The organism is Bacillus cereus group sp. MYBK79-1 (assembly GCF_051915365.1).
Classification (GTDB): domain Bacteria; phylum Bacillota; class Bacilli; order Bacillales; family Bacillaceae_G; genus Bacillus_A.
Window position 1 is genome coordinate 41,553 of record NZ_JBQAEO010000013.1, and the last position, 14,335, is coordinate 55,887.

Consider the following 14,335-nt stretch of genomic DNA (forward strand, 5'->3'; position numbering starts at 1 on the left):
AAACAATGTTTTTTGAACATTCGGAAAAATTATAAGGTAATCACTACAAAGAAAACGTTGCCACGTGTGACACAATCTTCTTTTATAATACATAAGGGGTTTCTTGATACACGTAATAATTCAGCCAATTAGAGAATAATAGATTCCCATGGCTCCTCCACCTTACAAGCGGTTTCTCATTTGGATTATTATGCTTAAAGTAATTTTTCGGCACATCAATATTTAACCCTTTGTCACGATCTCGTTCGTATTCTTGCTTTAACGTATCACAACTATATTCACTATGACCGAGCGCAAACACTTGTCTTCCTTCTTGCCCAATAACAAGATGAACACCGGCTTCCTCAGAGTTTGCTAATAATGTTAACTCTGTCACCTCTCTAATATCAATCTCTCGTACTTCTGTATGACGAGAATGCGGGGCGAAAAACAATTCATCAAATCCTTGTAACAATTTCACATGTTGCTCACGGACTTCATGTTCAAATATACCGAACATTTTTTCCTTAAGAGGATACTTTGGAACGCCATAATGATGATACAAACCAGCCTGTGCCCCCCAGCAAATATGAAGCGTAGATGTTACATTCGTTTTTGAATAATCCATAATACGTTTAAGCTCTTCCCAATAATCTACCTCTTCAAAAGAAAGAGTTTCAACTGGTGCTCCTGTAATAATAAGTCCATCAAATTTCTCATTCTCAATATCACGGAATGTTTTATAGAAGCTCGTTAAATGTTCCTGTGCTACATTACGAGACAAATGTGATTCCATATGAAGTAAATGAACATCTAATTGCAACGGGGTGTTGCCAATTAAACGAAGTAACTGCGCTTCTGTTTCTTGCTTCGTAGGCATTAAATTTAATATAGCAATTTTCAATGCACGGATATCCTGTGTTTCTGCTCGCTCCTTCGTCATTACAAAGATATTTTCCTCCTGCAACACTTTGCGAGCTGGTAAATCTTTATCAATTATGATCGGCATGTTGTTTGCCTCCGACTAACGCTGCTTCTAAATCTGCAATAATATCAGAAACATCTTCTATACCAACCGATAAACGAATTAAATCTGATGTAACGCCAGCTAAATGCTGGTCTTCAGCACTTAATTGTCTATGCGTTGTGCTAGCAGGATGTATAACGCAAGTTCGTGCATCAGCTACATGCGTTACGAGGGTTGCTAGTTTTACATTTGCGATAAATTCTTTCGCTGCTTCTAATCCTCCCTTAATGCCGAATGTTAAAACTCCACTAGCACCTTTTTTCAAATACTTTTGTGCTAACGAATAATTTTCATTACTATCTAATCCCGGATAATTCACCCATTCAATACGTTCATGGTTAGCAAGCCACTTAGCAACTGCGAGAGCATTTTCACTATGACGCTCCATTCGTAAATGCAGTGTTTCTAAGCCGATATTGCTAATATATGCATTGAATGGGCTCATACAGTTTCCGTAGTCTCTTAATAATTGAACACGTGCCTTCACAATATAAGCTGCTGCACCAAAATTTTGAACGTAACTTACGCCGTGATAACTTGGATCCGGTTCAACAAGTTCAGGATATTTCCCATTTGTCCAATCGAAGTTCCCTCCGTCAATAACAATGCCGCCCAAAGAGCTTGCATGACCATCAATATATTTCGTCGTAGAATGAACGATAATATTTGCTCCGTGTTCAAATGCTTGGCATAAATAAGGAGTTGCTAATGTATTATCCACGACAAAAGGTACTTCTAGCTCTTTCGCTGCATCTGAAAACTCTTTGAAATTTAAAACGTTCATCGCTGGATTTCCTAGCGATTCTGCATAAACGAGTTTCGTCTTATCATTAGCAAGGGCCACAATTTCATCAGCAGTTAAATTCGGATTAAAGAACGTAACATCGATACCAAGCTTACGCAAACTCACTCCAAATAAATTAAACGTCCCACCGTAAACTGTGGAAGAACAAAGCAAGTGGTCTCCGCTACTACAAATATTTAAAACGGCAAGCATAATAGCAGCCTGCCCAGAAGCCGTTGCAACAGCTCCTACACCACCTTCTAAATCCGCTAACTTTTGCTCAAATGCAGCTAAAGTAGGATTTCCAATACGCGTATATATATATCCTTCTGCCTCTAAATTAAATAGCGCTGCTAAATCATCCGAAGTATCGTATTTATACGTTGTACTTTGATAAAGTGGCAAAACACGCGGTTCACCATTCTTTGGTGTATAACCACCTTGCACACAAATTGTTCCTTTTCCCCATGATTCTCCCATCTCTCATTCTCCTTTCTTTTATACAAAATAAAGTGAAACTTTAATCAGTGGGGGTTTTCTTCATCCCCCACTGATTATTAGTTGAACCAATCGGACTTTTATGGGCAGTTGATCCCCCACCTAATTTCTTTGCTTTCGCTGAATTTTGAGGTGGGGGTCTTACTGCCCATTAAAGCGGGATAAAAAAACTGCTCCTTTCCTGAAAACAAGAAAGGAGCAGTTTGAAAACACGCTCTAAAGGCTCTTTCTTATCTCTCAGGGTTTATTACCTGCAGGATTTGGCACAATTCCGTTATACGGCTGTTGCCAAGGTTTCGTCGGGCCTGTCCCTCCACCTTTTCTTGATAAGACTATGCAATTACCGTTGATTTTATAGCAATAATTTCCTAATGTCAATCCGTTTTTCTGAATGTTCTAAAATAAATGTCAGCAGTTCTATATAAAGCAACAAAAGAAGTATATTCCATATTTATTCAAAAAAGACCTTTAAAAAATCCCAATCAATATATAGAATTAAATAAGTGGTTTAATTTATAAGCCCCAAACCCTAATGAAATCCCAATATATATGTTGAATAAGCCAACCTCACACAAAGATACTATATTATATTCCATTCATTTCACACTAGCATGTGTAACCCTTTCTCTATTACAACTTACATAACGGAGGTATAACATGACAGATAAAAAGGACATGCACTATATACTCGCTCTATATGGCATTCTTTTAGGCTCTATAGTAGGGGCTACGGTTTGGTTATTTTTAGTTACGATCAATATCGGAATCCACTTTATTTGGGGATACTTACCTAACGTTTTCTCTTCTCCCCCTTATTACACTCTTTGTGTAACAATAATCGGCGGTATTTTTGTTGGTTTATCACAAAAATACTTCGGTACATATCCACGTCTTATGCCAGAAGTAATGGGTGAATATAAAAAAACTGGTAGAATTGAATACCGTTTTGTACATCAGGCTACTTTAACTGCGCTTATTGTTTTAATATTTGGAGCTAGCCTAGGTCCAGAGGCCGCACTTGTCGGGATTATCGGCGGACTTTGTACATGGGTAGGGGATCGCTTTAAATTCGCTTTAAAGGGAATGAGTGAACTAACAGAAGTTGGAATTGGAGCTACTTTAAGTGTCATTTTTAACGCTCCATTATTCGGTTACTTAGCTCCAACTGAAAATGAGGAAGAAGAAATTGCCGGGTTTTCTAAAGGAAAAAAAGCAATTGTATATGTAACTACTACTTTTGCTGGATTTTCCGTTTATTTATTGCTTAGTAAACTCGATAATCGTGGGTCCTTTATTGTTGATTTTGGGGAAGGATCTCTTTCAATCAATGAATGGATTGCCTTTCTTCCACTTGCTTGCATCGGTGCTATCGTTGGTTTCCTATATTTCAAAGTAGAATTTACATTAGAGAAAATTATCCATCCTTTCCGTGAATACAAACTAACACTCGGAATTATAGGTGGGGTTTTATTAGGGATTGCGGGAACTTTTCTCCCATACACATTATTTTCAGGGGAACATCAATTAAAAGATTTAGTCGTTGAATGGAGTCATTTATCTTTTTGGATATTACTTCTTTCAGGAATTTTAAAATTATGCATTACTGCCGTTTGTTTAAATACAGGTTGGCGTGGTGGACATATTTTTCCCATTATATTTTCTGGGTCAAGTATCGGATACGCGATAGCCTCCATTCTTCCTATAGACCCAATCGCGTCTGTAGCCATTGTTACGACAGCGATTTCGAGCTATGCGCTAAGAAAACCAATAGCTATAACATTACTATTACTTATGTTTTTCCCGCTTAATTTACTATTACCAATGCTCGGTGCAGCAGCTATTGGTAATGCATTTCCACTTCCTAAGCGTAACGAAACTACAAATTAATAAAAAACAGCATTAACATAGACGTTAATGCTGTTTCTTTGAGTGACGATTATAATTTCAATTAAAATTTACTTGCTACTTTAGCTGCTTCTTCAAGACCTGCTGCAATAATTTCTTCTGCTTTGTCTGGGAACTGGTTATGTCCTTCAATAACGATTGTTTCCATGTTTGTTGCACCGAAAAAGCCCATCATGCTTGCTACATATTTAACAGCCATTTCTACTCCAGCTGCTGGACCTTCAGAATATACGCCGCCACGTGCATTTAATAATGCAATTTTCTTATCTCCAATTAGGCCAACTGGACCTTCTGGTGTATATTTAAATGTTTTACCAGCACGGTTTAAATAATCAATATATGTGTGTAGTACTGCTGGAATTGTTAAATTCCATAATGGGAAACCGAAAACAACTTTATCAGCTTCTAGGAATTGATTTAAATACTTATCAGCTACTGCTACTGCTTTTGCTTCTTCTTCTGTTAAATCAAATCCTTTACCAGATTTGAATGTACCATTAATCATGTCTACGCCTACATATGGTAATTCTTCTTTATATAAATCAAGTTCTACCACTGTATCATTTGGGTGCGCTTCTTTATAGTTTGCTAAAAATGCCTCGTATAATTTCACACTAACTGCTTGTTCTGCTGGGCGGTTGTTTGCTTTTACGAATAAAACTGTTGTCATTATATTTTCCTCCTAAAACTCACTCTTACGTTGTCATATATACTTTCAAAAAAGGTATCCCTTGTAATTGTTGTTTTGTTGCTTACAAACATATTTTATCTTTATATCAAGACAATTTCGTCCTCATATAGACGTATTTTTCCATAAAAAAAGTCCACCTTCTAAAGGCGAACTAGGTCTTACGACTTTCGTCTTATACAATTCCATTTCTCACTGCATATAACGCTGCTTGCGTACGATCAGATAAGTTTAATTTGCTTAAAATACTACTCACATGCGCTTTAACCGTTTTTTCTGTAATGACTAAAACCGAAGCAACTTCTTTATTACTCATCCCTTTTGCCAATAGTTGTAACACTTCATTTTCTCTTGCTGTTAATACATCTACATGAATGAAGTGTTCCTCTTCTTTCTCTTCCACCGGTAACGCTTGAGAAAGAAGCGCATTTGCTATATCCGGATGTAGCTGTATATTCCCTTTATAAGCACTACGGATCGCCTCAACAAGTTGATCTGGTTCTACATCCTTTAAAATATACCCACTGGCTCCCGCTTTTAATGCTGGTAACACATGAGCTTGATCAGAAAAGCTCGTTAATACAATTACTTTCACATCTGGATATTCTTTTTTTATGCAAGCTGTCGCCTCAACGCCATCCATTTCAGGCATATATAAATCCATTAATACAACGTCAGGATTTGCTTCTCCTACTTTCACTAAAGCCTCTTTCCCGTTATTCGCTTCCCCAACTAACTCTAAATCTTCCTGTGTACTTAAGAAAAATGCTAATCCTTTTAAAACGACTGTATGATCATCAACTAACAATACTTTTATTTTCACAAACTTCCCTCATTTTCACATCATAATGGTACATTTACTTGTATACTTGTTCGTTTGTTTTCACTTATAATTTTAATTGTTCCACCAATCAACGCTACTCTTTCACGCATCGTTGTCATGCCAAGTGATTTCTTCTCTTTTATATCCTTTTCTATAAATCCATTACCTTGATCTACTATTTCTAATGATACATTTTTCTCAGTCACTTTAAAATAAATGGTCGCTTCTTTTACACCTGCATGCTTACTCACATTGTTTAACGCTTCTTGTCCAATACGCCATAATGCTTCTTCTACTACACGTGGCAAATCGCGAACACCTGTAACTTGTTCCCTAACTTTCAATCCAAAACTTTCACCATACTGTTTTAAAGCTGGTAATAAACCTTTCTCTAATCCTGCTGGACGGAGCTGCCAGATTAACGTCCTCATTTCCTTTAAAGCACCTTGCGCTAATTCACGCATCTCGTGCAACGAGTGATCTACTTTCTCATTTTGACCTTTTAAAACTGCCTCAGCACCTTTTGTCATAAAGGTTAACGAAAATAGCTTTTGTGAGACAGAGTCATGTAAATCCCTTGCTAAACGATTTCTTTCTTCCATCCGTACAAGTTCGCGTCGCTGCTCATTTAGCCTTAAATTCTCTATCACGAAAGAAATATGATTTGTTATGGCTTGAAGCACATCTATCGTATTCACATCAAATTCACCATTATTTGAACTAACACATACAACCCCAAATATGTGACTTTGAATCTGTATTGGTGTAGCAATAACCGTCCTATTAGAGGGGGTTGTATGACTGATTTGACGTTTTAATAAAATAGATTCACCTTTTTCTAACGCTTCTTCCGCTGCTTCTTTTACATCCTCTTGCAATTCTTCTTGGCGATAAGATGCACGCAATGATAATTCTTTCTCTTCTCGAATAAAGAATGTTACTTCGTTCCACTGAAACACTTCACCTAATTGATTTACAACTTTTTCAGGCAATATATTAAATTGATGAATCGTTCTTAAAGCTTGAATAAAACGTTCTAATTTCACATAATAATGTGCTCTTCGCTTTTCGTTTTCATATAGTTTTGCCCGCTTTAAAGCCGTTCCAATTTGGAGGGCCACTGATTGGAGCAATACTAATTCCTCTTCTGAAAAATGTGTTTTACCTGGGCTTGCCACATTCAACAAACCAAATTTTTCTCCCCCAGCCTTTAAAGGAACCGTAGCATGATGAAGAATTCCTTCTGTATCTCCCCAATTATATTCAATTGCATTATTAATTCTTTTACATTCAATAATATTAACTGCTCGCTCTAATTTTCCATCCACAAAGCCACGTAAACACCAACATTCCCCTTCACACATCGGGCGTTTTTTTTCATATGTAAGTGCCTCTGGTAATTGATAATCAATTAACTTTGTATATCTACCATTTTCATCTGCAAGAAATATCCATCCTGTCGTTAAACCTGTTACACTAAGTAATTTTTCTAGCACTGCTTGCAGTACATGGTACGTATCATTTGATGTATTTAATGTTTCTGCAATTTCTTTTAATATAACTAATTCATTTGTACGATTATCTCGAAACATACTCAATCTCCTACACACAAGATTTTAAAGTGCCTCTAAAGTAAATCATCTACTTTTCACTTTGTACTTATTCGTAACATTGATATAATGGTGAAAACATAGTTTTCATTATATCACTTGAGGGGGCTTTCATAATGACATTAAATAAGGCACTTACTATCGCTGGTTCAGACACAAGTGGCGGTGCTGGAATACAAGCAGATTTAAAAACATTCCAAGAACTTGGTGTATACGGAATGACATCTCTTACGACAATCGTAACGATGGATCCACATAACGGTTGGGCACATAACGTATTCCCAATCCCGGCTTCTACATTAAAACCACAATTAGAAACAACAATTGAAGGTGTTGGCGTAGATGCTTTAAAAACAGGTATGCTTGGATCAGTAGAAATTATTGAGATGGTTGCAGAAACAATCGAAAAGCATAATTTTAAAAATGTAGTAGTCGATCCTGTTATGGTATGTAAAGGTGCAGATGAAGCATTACACCCTGAAACAAATGATTGCTTACGTGACGTTCTTGTTCCAAAAGCATTAGTTGTAACACCGAACTTATTTGAAGCTTACCAATTAAGTGGCGTGAAAATTAATTCTCTTGAGGACATGAAAGAAGCAGCGAAGAAAATCCACGCTTTAGGTGCGAAATACGTCCTAATTAAAGGCGGTAGCAAGCTTGGTACAGAAACTGCAATCGACGTCCTATATGATGGAGAAACATTTGATCTTCTAGAATCAGAAAAGATTGATACGACAAATACGCACGGCGCAGGTTGTACATATTCTGCTGCAATTACAGCAGAACTTGCAAAAGGAAAATCTGTGAAAGAAGCAGTAAAAACTGCTAAAGAATTTATCACAGCGGCTATTCGTTATTCATTCAAAATTAACGAATACGTAGGCCCAACTCATCATGGTGCATACCGTAAATTTGTTGCATCAAAAGAACTTGTCTAACATATAAAAGAAAACACCCACAGAGTTTATAATTCCTGTGGGTGTTTTTATAAGCTCTTCTGGTCATCTTATCTTTAAGATGCAGAACTAACCTGATTTCTACCATTTCTTTTGGAGTAATATAATGCATCATCAGCAGCTTGAATAAATTGCTCTGGTGATTCTTCATACACCGAAATGCCTACTGAAACTGTAATTTTTATTTTTTTGCCATTTAACAATTGGAATGGGTGGTTTTCAACAACTGTACGGACTTGTTCTCCCATACTCATTCCGTAAGTTAGTCCCTTCTTCGGTATCAAAAGTGCAAACTCCTCTCCACCCTTTCGAAAGGCCAAATCTGGAAACGTTGAAACTTCTCTTAAAATACGTCCTATTTCTTTTAATACTTCATCGCCTGCAGGATGTCCATATGTATCGTTTACACACTTAAAATGATCAATATCTATAAGTAGTAAACAAAGTGAATCATTTTTTATGCGCTTATTACCAAGATGACGATTCATCTCTAAATCAAACTGTCTTACGTTTCCTAAACCCGTCAATGCATCTATCGTTGCGTATTGCTTCATCGTTTGAAATAACTCATTGGATTGCAATACATAATTTGCGCTTATAAATGTGATATATGCTGCAACACCACTACAAACTAAATATAATGCTACTATAGAAGTATCCTTAAATAAAATAGAAAGTGGCACCGCTAAAATAGATAAACTATATAGATTAAACCAGATCCACCTTGTAAATATAGAAGCTTTCATCCGCCAAATAAAAATAATTCCAACGCCTATCAATACAATAGTATAACAAGCCAATTCAGAGGCTAAAGAGTACTCGGTTAAAAATAATCGGGTAATTAAAATAATAGTAACTGTTATACTACTAGCTATCGGACCTCCGATTATAATTGCCAAAATAACAGCTAAATAACGTAGATCCAACATAATATTTTCAATATGTACACCAAAATACATCAACAGTACACTTAATATTCCAGTAAGAATACCTACTATACATTTCTGCCAAAAAGAGAACCCTTCTTTTAACGGTTTATCTCTTAAAATCTGACCTCCAACAAAAATAAAGGAAAGAATAATTGTTGTGTTTACAAATAAGTCCCTTAACATAAAATAATCTCCCTACTTTTCTATCTATCCCTTTCCATATTTTATTGTATACGAGATACCTATAATTCCCAAAGCTTTTATTTATTTTTTGCTGTTCCACGTGAAACAGCAAAAAAATAAAAAAGGACGAAAATTCGCCCTTTTCATTAACAACACCGTGATATCTTTCCACCCTTTGCATTAAACCTAGCTTCTTGCGCTTCTGCAAAAAACTGTTTTTGACATACAACTTCTTCTTCTGGATGATGCTTTTTCATATGCTCTACATATGTTTCGTAGCTTGGTACCCCAACAAGTAAACTAATAAAGTGTTTCCTTTGTCCCCATACTTTCCGTAGTCTTCTAAGCATAGTTCCTCGACTCACTTTCATCTCTAGAAATATATGGTGCTTCTTTTAACGGCATCGGCTTATTTCTTAATACTTTAATCCAAATTCGAATTGCGGAAATTAATACAGCAATTACAACGATCATAAAAACTCCGCAAAGCGCTGCATCAATATAATCATTAAAAATAATTTGTTTCATTTGAGCGACATTTTTAGCTGGTGCTAACACTTTCCCCTCATCTAATGCCCCCTGAAATACCTTTGCATGCGATAAAAATCCGATTTTAGGATTTTCATGAAATAGCTTTTGATAACCAGCCGTCATCGTTACAATAAGCAATCCGACAGTTGGAACAAGTGTCACCCAAACATATGCCTTTTTCCCCATTTTGAACAAAATTGTCGTTCCAAGTAATAATGCAATACCTGCTAACATTTGGTTTGCGATGCCGAAAAGTGGCCATAATGTATTAATTCCACCAAGCGGATCAACTACCCCTTGGTATAAGAAATATCCCCATCCTAATACACATAACGTTGTAGCTATCACATTCGCTACTGTAGAATCCGTTTTCCCAAATGGCTTATATACATGCCCTAAAATATCTTGAATCATAAATCGGCCTACACGCGTTCCAGCATCAATTGTTGTTAAAATGAATAGTGCTTCAAAGAGGATTGCAAAATGATACCAAAAGGCCATCATGGCCGTTCCGCCTATTACTTGTGAGAAAATATATGCCATACCAATCGCTAACGTTGGGGCACCCCCTGTACGTGATAAAATCGTTTGCTCTCCAACGTTTACAGCGAGATCTTTTAGTTCATTTGGTGTAATAGCAAATCCCCATGAAGAAATAACTTGAGCTGCTTGCGAGACATCCGTACCGATAAGTGCTGCGGGACTATTAATGGCAAAATAAGTTCCTGGTGTTAATACACAAGCTGCAATCATCGCCATCGCCGCTACAAATGACTCCATTAACATTGCTCCATAACCGATTGGCTGTGCGTGTCCCTCTTGTTCAATCATTTTCGGCGTCGTACCTGATGAAACGAGAGCATGGAATCCAGACACCGCACCACAAGCAATTGTAATAAATAAGAACGGGAATAAGTTTCCGGAGAATACTGGACCAGTTCCATCGATAAATTTTGAAACTGCTGGCATTTGTAAATCTGGTGCTACAATTAAAATACCGATTGCTAATCCAACAATTGTTCCGACTTTTAAAAATGTGCTTAAGTAATCACGCGGTGCTAAAAGCATCCAAACTGGTAATGCCGATGCGATAAATCCATATACAATAAGCATAATAGCAATCGTCTCACCGCTAAACGTGAACATGCTTGCAAGCGTTGGATGTTCCGCCACATACTGTCCTCCAATAAGAGACAGTATAAGTAGAATAATTCCGATTGCCGACCCTTCCCCAATCCGTCCAGGCCTAATGTAGCGCATGTACACTCCCATTAAAATAGCAATAGGAATCGTCGCTGCTATTGTAAACATTCCCCAAGGACTTCCAACAAGCGCCTTTACTACTACTAATGCTAACACTGCTAATAAAATAATCATAATGCCTAAAATACCTATCATTGCAATAAATCCTGTAACAGGACCGATCTCATCTTTAATCATTTCCCCTAAAGATTTACCATTCCGTCTCATCGAAGCAAATAAAATTACAAAATCTTGCACAGCTCCAGCGACAACTACCCCAACAATAATCCATATTGTCCCTGGTAAATATCCCATTTGTGCCGCCAAAATCGGTCCTACTAAAGGTCCTGCCCCAGCAATTGCTGCAAAATGGTGGCCAAATAATACCCACTTATTTGTCGGAACATAATCTTTTCCATCGTTTAATGTATGGGCTGGTGTTTGCCGATTATTATCTAAACCAAATACCTTTCTCGCTATAAATCTACTATAAAAGCGATAAGCAACTGCATACACACATACGGCAGCTACTAAGAGCCACACGGCATTAATAGTTTCACCTTGAGATAAAGCTATTACACCAAAAGCACCTGCTCCTACTGCTGCAATAACTCCCCAAAGTAAAATCGACTTCAATGTTTTCACATACAATCCCCCAATACTATTTCTTAGTGGGATTGTACTAAATTTTCTGAATATTTAATTTGAATCCTCCCTATCATGAAGGATTTTTAGTTTATCATGTTAAAAATTTCGCATTATCTACTATAATTCAATTTTATTTCGAAGTCGTTTCACATAATTACGACTAACTGGAATCGGTTGCTCATCATATTTATCTAAATACAGATTATATGTGCCATTATAATAAGGTTTTAGTTCTTGTACATATGACATATTAATTAAATAGCTTTTATGCACGCGTAAAAAATCATATGCATTCAGCTTATTTTCCAGCTCCTGAAGTGTATATGTTGAAATATACTGATTATTTGTTGTATAAATGGAAACCGTTTTGTTTTCCTTATTTTTGCTTACATATACAATATCTTCAGGGAAAATATACCGAATCCCCTCTTGACCTTCTATCGGTAGTTTTCGTAAATAACTCTTTGCTTTCTCGCTTTGCTCTTTACTCATTCTATATAAAAGGAATTGCAAATCTTCTTCGCGAAACGGGCGTAGTAAATAATAAAATGCTTGAAAACGAAATGCCGTAATGGACTCTTCAATATCTTCTCCCATAAAAATAAATTTCGTATAACAATTTACTTCACGTAATAAACTTGCATATTCAAAACCTGTTCCATCTAGTAATTTCGAATTTAAAAAAACAAAATCCGGTGTATGCTTTTTCATGATAAATAATGATTCTGTTCCTGTGTTTGCTTCAAAACATTCTACATTCCTTATATTTTCAGTAAATTTTTCAGCTAAACTTCTTCGCTCTTCTGCTTCTTCCATGATCAGTAAAATTTTCATTTCTTCAACCACCTAATTCTTTTGTCCGTATGTCCTGTTGTATACATTCGCTTTTATAAGGAACATTCCCTTTTTCTTACTATACCATCATTTATCTAAAAAAACAGAAAAAAGGAAACCTTCACGGTTCCCCCTGCCCTTTTATTCCGCTATTGGTAAGAGCCCATAATCAGTGCGAGAATAAATCCCTCACTGATTAAAGTCTCACCTTATACTAATTCTCGTTGTTTCGTTTCTTGCCCAAGTACAATTACAGCAACTACACCAATTAAAATTGATCCACAGAAAATCGTAAATATTAGTGATAGTGAAGCCTGTGAAGCAACTAAATATCCTACTAATAATGGCCCAAGAATACCGCCAATACGACCAAAGGCTGCAGCCATCCCTGCACCTGTACCACGAATAACTGTTGGATACTGTTCAGGTGTATAGGCATATAATGCACCCCAAGCACCTAAATTAAAGAAGGATAGTAACATACCTGCTACGATTAATACTGTTAATGACTCCGCCACTCCAAATAAGTAAGCACTGCACGCTGTACCGATTAAATACGTAACTAAAACAAACTTACGACCAAGACGTTCAATAAACCAAGCAGCTGTGAAATACCCTGGCAATTGAGCTAACGTCATAATAAGTACGTATTGGAAACTTTTTATTAAACTAAATCCTTTTAATACCATTACACTAGGTAACCAAAGGAACATCCCATAATAGGAAAAGACAACACAAAACCATAGAATCCATAACATAATGGTTGCCTTGCGATATTCCCCAGACCAAACTGATTTTATATTTTCGATAACGGACGGCCTTTTTTCAACCTTTTGGAATCTCGGAGAATCCGGTAAATTCCATCTTAAATATAAAGCATATAGTGCCGGAACCGCACTCAATATCATTGCAACTTCCCAACCATATTTCGGAATAACAAAATACGAGATAAGAGCTGCAATTAGCCATCCACCTGCCCAAAAACTTTCTAATAGCACAACTATTTTGCCACGTTCATGCGCTTCAACGCTCTCTGATACTAATGTAGAAGCAACCGGAAGCTCTCCGCCAAGCCCCATACCAATTAAAAATCGTAACACAAGGAACATCGCAAGTGTTGTCGTTAAAGCAGTTAAACCACTACCGATAGAAAATAGCAATAATGTAATAATAAAGACTGATTTCCGTCCTATTTTATCTGATAGTATTCCAAAAACGAGCGCTCCGACTGCCATACCAATTGAATTAATGCTGCCTATCCAGCCCATTTCTTGCGTACTTAATCCCCAATCTTTTTGCAGTGCTACCATGACGAATGAAAGCATTCCAACATCCATTGCGTCAAATAGCCATCCAAGCCCGGCTATACCAAGTAGCTTTCGCTTCGAAATTTCTTTCACCTTACCCACATGAAGTCCTCCTTACACAGCTGTCTTTACACATCATTTTACATGTGTGAATTGTATAAGTAAAATACTTTCGTGTAAAAAATTCTCCTTCATCATTCCCAAAAAGTAAAATACTTATCCCACTATCTTGGGGTAGTAAGAATCCTACCTCAAAATTCAGCTGGAGCAAAGAGGTTAGATTGAAGATCAACTGCCGTTAAACACCCAATTAGCAAGGGGAAACAATCAGTGGTAGATGAATAAAACCTCACTTTATCAAAAATGGCTAAATAAAAAAGTAGCGATA

General features: G+C 36.7%; 12 protein-coding genes and 1 riboswitch. Of the genes, 2 read left to right on the forward strand and 10 right to left on the reverse strand.

Annotated elements, in window-relative coordinates; all coding sequences use genetic code 11:
- Positions 1-82: 82 nt before the first annotated feature.
- Together metA and ACTFOB_RS19320 are read right to left on the reverse strand one after the other, a co-directional pair.
- Entirely contained in the window at positions 83-988 is a 906-nt protein-coding gene (metA, locus tag ACTFOB_RS19315) for a homoserine O-acetyltransferase MetA (protein WP_440027472.1), read from the reverse strand.
- Positions 972-2,270 carry a bifunctional O-acetylhomoserine aminocarboxypropyltransferase/cysteine synthase gene (locus ACTFOB_RS19320; protein WP_440027471.1) on the reverse strand — a complete coding sequence of 433 codons (1,299 nt, stop codon included), beginning with the start codon at positions 2,268-2,270 and terminating at the stop codon, positions 972-974. The genes metA and ACTFOB_RS19320 overlap by 17 nt, the downstream gene beginning before the upstream one ends.
- A gap of 245 nt (positions 2,271-2,515) precedes the next feature.
- A riboswitch (SAM riboswitch) is annotated at positions 2,516-2,621 on the reverse strand.
- 324 nt (positions 2,622-2,945) lie between these two features.
- On the opposite strand from ACTFOB_RS19320, the gene ACTFOB_RS19325 reads away from it, so the two are divergent.
- Positions 2,946-4,175: a chloride channel protein gene (locus ACTFOB_RS19325; protein WP_440027469.1), complete on the forward strand. Its 1,230-nt coding sequence runs from the start codon at positions 2,946-2,948 to the stop codon at positions 4,173-4,175.
- 61 nt (positions 4,176-4,236) lie between these two features.
- Here ACTFOB_RS19325 and ACTFOB_RS19330 read toward each other — a convergent pair whose 3' ends face one another.
- The 3 genes from ACTFOB_RS19330 to ACTFOB_RS19340 form a co-directional block, all read right to left on the reverse strand.
- Positions 4,237-4,863, reverse strand: coding sequence for an FMN-dependent NADH-azoreductase (locus ACTFOB_RS19330; protein WP_071710839.1), 627 nt, complete (start codon positions 4,861-4,863; stop codon positions 4,237-4,239).
- Positions 4,864-5,056: 193 nt separating this feature from the next.
- Complete coding sequence (locus ACTFOB_RS19335; RefSeq protein ID WP_185913336.1) at positions 5,057-5,704, reverse strand: response regulator; 648 nt, start codon at positions 5,702-5,704, stop codon at positions 5,057-5,059.
- Positions 5,705-5,724: 20 nt separating this feature from the next.
- Positions 5,725-7,296 carry a sensor histidine kinase gene (locus ACTFOB_RS19340; protein WP_440027466.1) on the reverse strand — a complete coding sequence of 524 codons (1,572 nt, stop codon included), beginning with the start codon at positions 7,294-7,296 and terminating at the stop codon, positions 5,725-5,727.
- A gap of 134 nt (positions 7,297-7,430) precedes the next feature.
- On the opposite strand from ACTFOB_RS19340, the gene pdxK reads away from it, so the two are divergent.
- Positions 7,431-8,255, forward strand: coding sequence for a pyridoxine/pyridoxal/pyridoxamine kinase (gene pdxK, locus ACTFOB_RS19345; RefSeq protein ID WP_063223948.1), 825 nt, complete (start codon positions 7,431-7,433; stop codon positions 8,253-8,255).
- Positions 8,256-8,329: 74 nt separating this feature from the next.
- Here the strand turns inward: pdxK and ACTFOB_RS19350 are convergent, their stop codons facing one another.
- The 5 genes from ACTFOB_RS19350 to ACTFOB_RS19370 form a co-directional block, all read right to left on the reverse strand.
- Positions 8,330-9,385, reverse strand: a complete 1,056-nt coding sequence (locus tag ACTFOB_RS19350) for a GGDEF domain-containing protein (RefSeq protein ID WP_440027464.1) — start codon at positions 9,383-9,385, stop codon at positions 8,330-8,332.
- A gap of 146 nt (positions 9,386-9,531) precedes the next feature.
- The gene (locus ACTFOB_RS19355) at positions 9,532-9,735 is read right to left on the reverse strand and encodes a YbdD/YjiX family protein (RefSeq protein ID WP_426831586.1); all 204 of its coding nucleotides are present in this window, start codon (positions 9,733-9,735) and stop codon (positions 9,532-9,534) included.
- Entirely contained in the window at positions 9,728-11,803 is a 2,076-nt protein-coding gene (gene cstA / locus ACTFOB_RS19360) for a carbon starvation protein CstA (protein ID WP_440027462.1), read from the reverse strand. The genes ACTFOB_RS19355 and cstA overlap by 8 nt, the downstream gene beginning before the upstream one ends.
- Positions 11,804-11,923: 120 nt before the next feature.
- Positions 11,924-12,640, reverse strand: a complete 717-nt coding sequence (locus ACTFOB_RS19365; RefSeq protein ID WP_440027460.1) for a LytR/AlgR family response regulator transcription factor — start codon at positions 12,638-12,640, stop codon at positions 11,924-11,926.
- Positions 12,641-12,849: 209 nt separating this feature from the next.
- The gene (locus tag ACTFOB_RS19370; protein WP_151630118.1) at positions 12,850-14,049 is read right to left on the reverse strand and encodes an MFS transporter; all 1,200 of its coding nucleotides are present in this window, start codon (positions 14,047-14,049) and stop codon (positions 12,850-12,852) included.
- Between the last annotated feature and the right edge of the window lie 286 nt (positions 14,050-14,335).

Excerpts from the sequence above, each read along its gene's own strand:
- metA (WP_440027472.1), bottom strand. The coding sequence starts at position 988 with ATGCCGATCATAATTGATAAAGATTTACCAGCTCGCAAAGTGTTGCAG.
- ACTFOB_RS19320 (WP_440027471.1), bottom strand. The coding sequence starts at position 2,270 with ATGGGAGAATCATGGGGAAAAGGAACAATTTGTGTGCAAGGTGGTTAT.
- ACTFOB_RS19325 (WP_440027469.1), top strand. The coding sequence starts at position 2,946 with ATGACAGATAAAAAGGACATGCACTATATACTCGCTCTATATGGCATT.
- ACTFOB_RS19330 (WP_071710839.1), bottom strand. The coding sequence starts at position 4,863 with ATGACAACAGTTTTATTCGTAAAAGCAAACAACCGCCCAGCAGAACAA.
- ACTFOB_RS19340 (WP_440027466.1), bottom strand. The coding sequence starts at position 7,296 with ATGTTTCGAGATAATCGTACAAATGAATTAGTTATATTAAAAGAAATT.
- pdxK (WP_063223948.1), top strand. The coding sequence starts at position 7,431 with ATGACATTAAATAAGGCACTTACTATCGCTGGTTCAGACACAAGTGGC.
- ACTFOB_RS19350 (WP_440027464.1), bottom strand. The coding sequence starts at position 9,385 with ATGTTAAGGGACTTATTTGTAAACACAACAATTATTCTTTCCTTTATT.
- ACTFOB_RS19355 (WP_426831586.1), bottom strand. The coding sequence starts at position 9,735 with ATGCTTAGAAGACTACGGAAAGTATGGGGACAAAGGAAACACTTTATT.
- ACTFOB_RS19365 (WP_440027460.1), bottom strand. The coding sequence starts at position 12,640 with ATGAAAATTTTACTGATCATGGAAGAAGCAGAAGAGCGAAGAAGTTTA.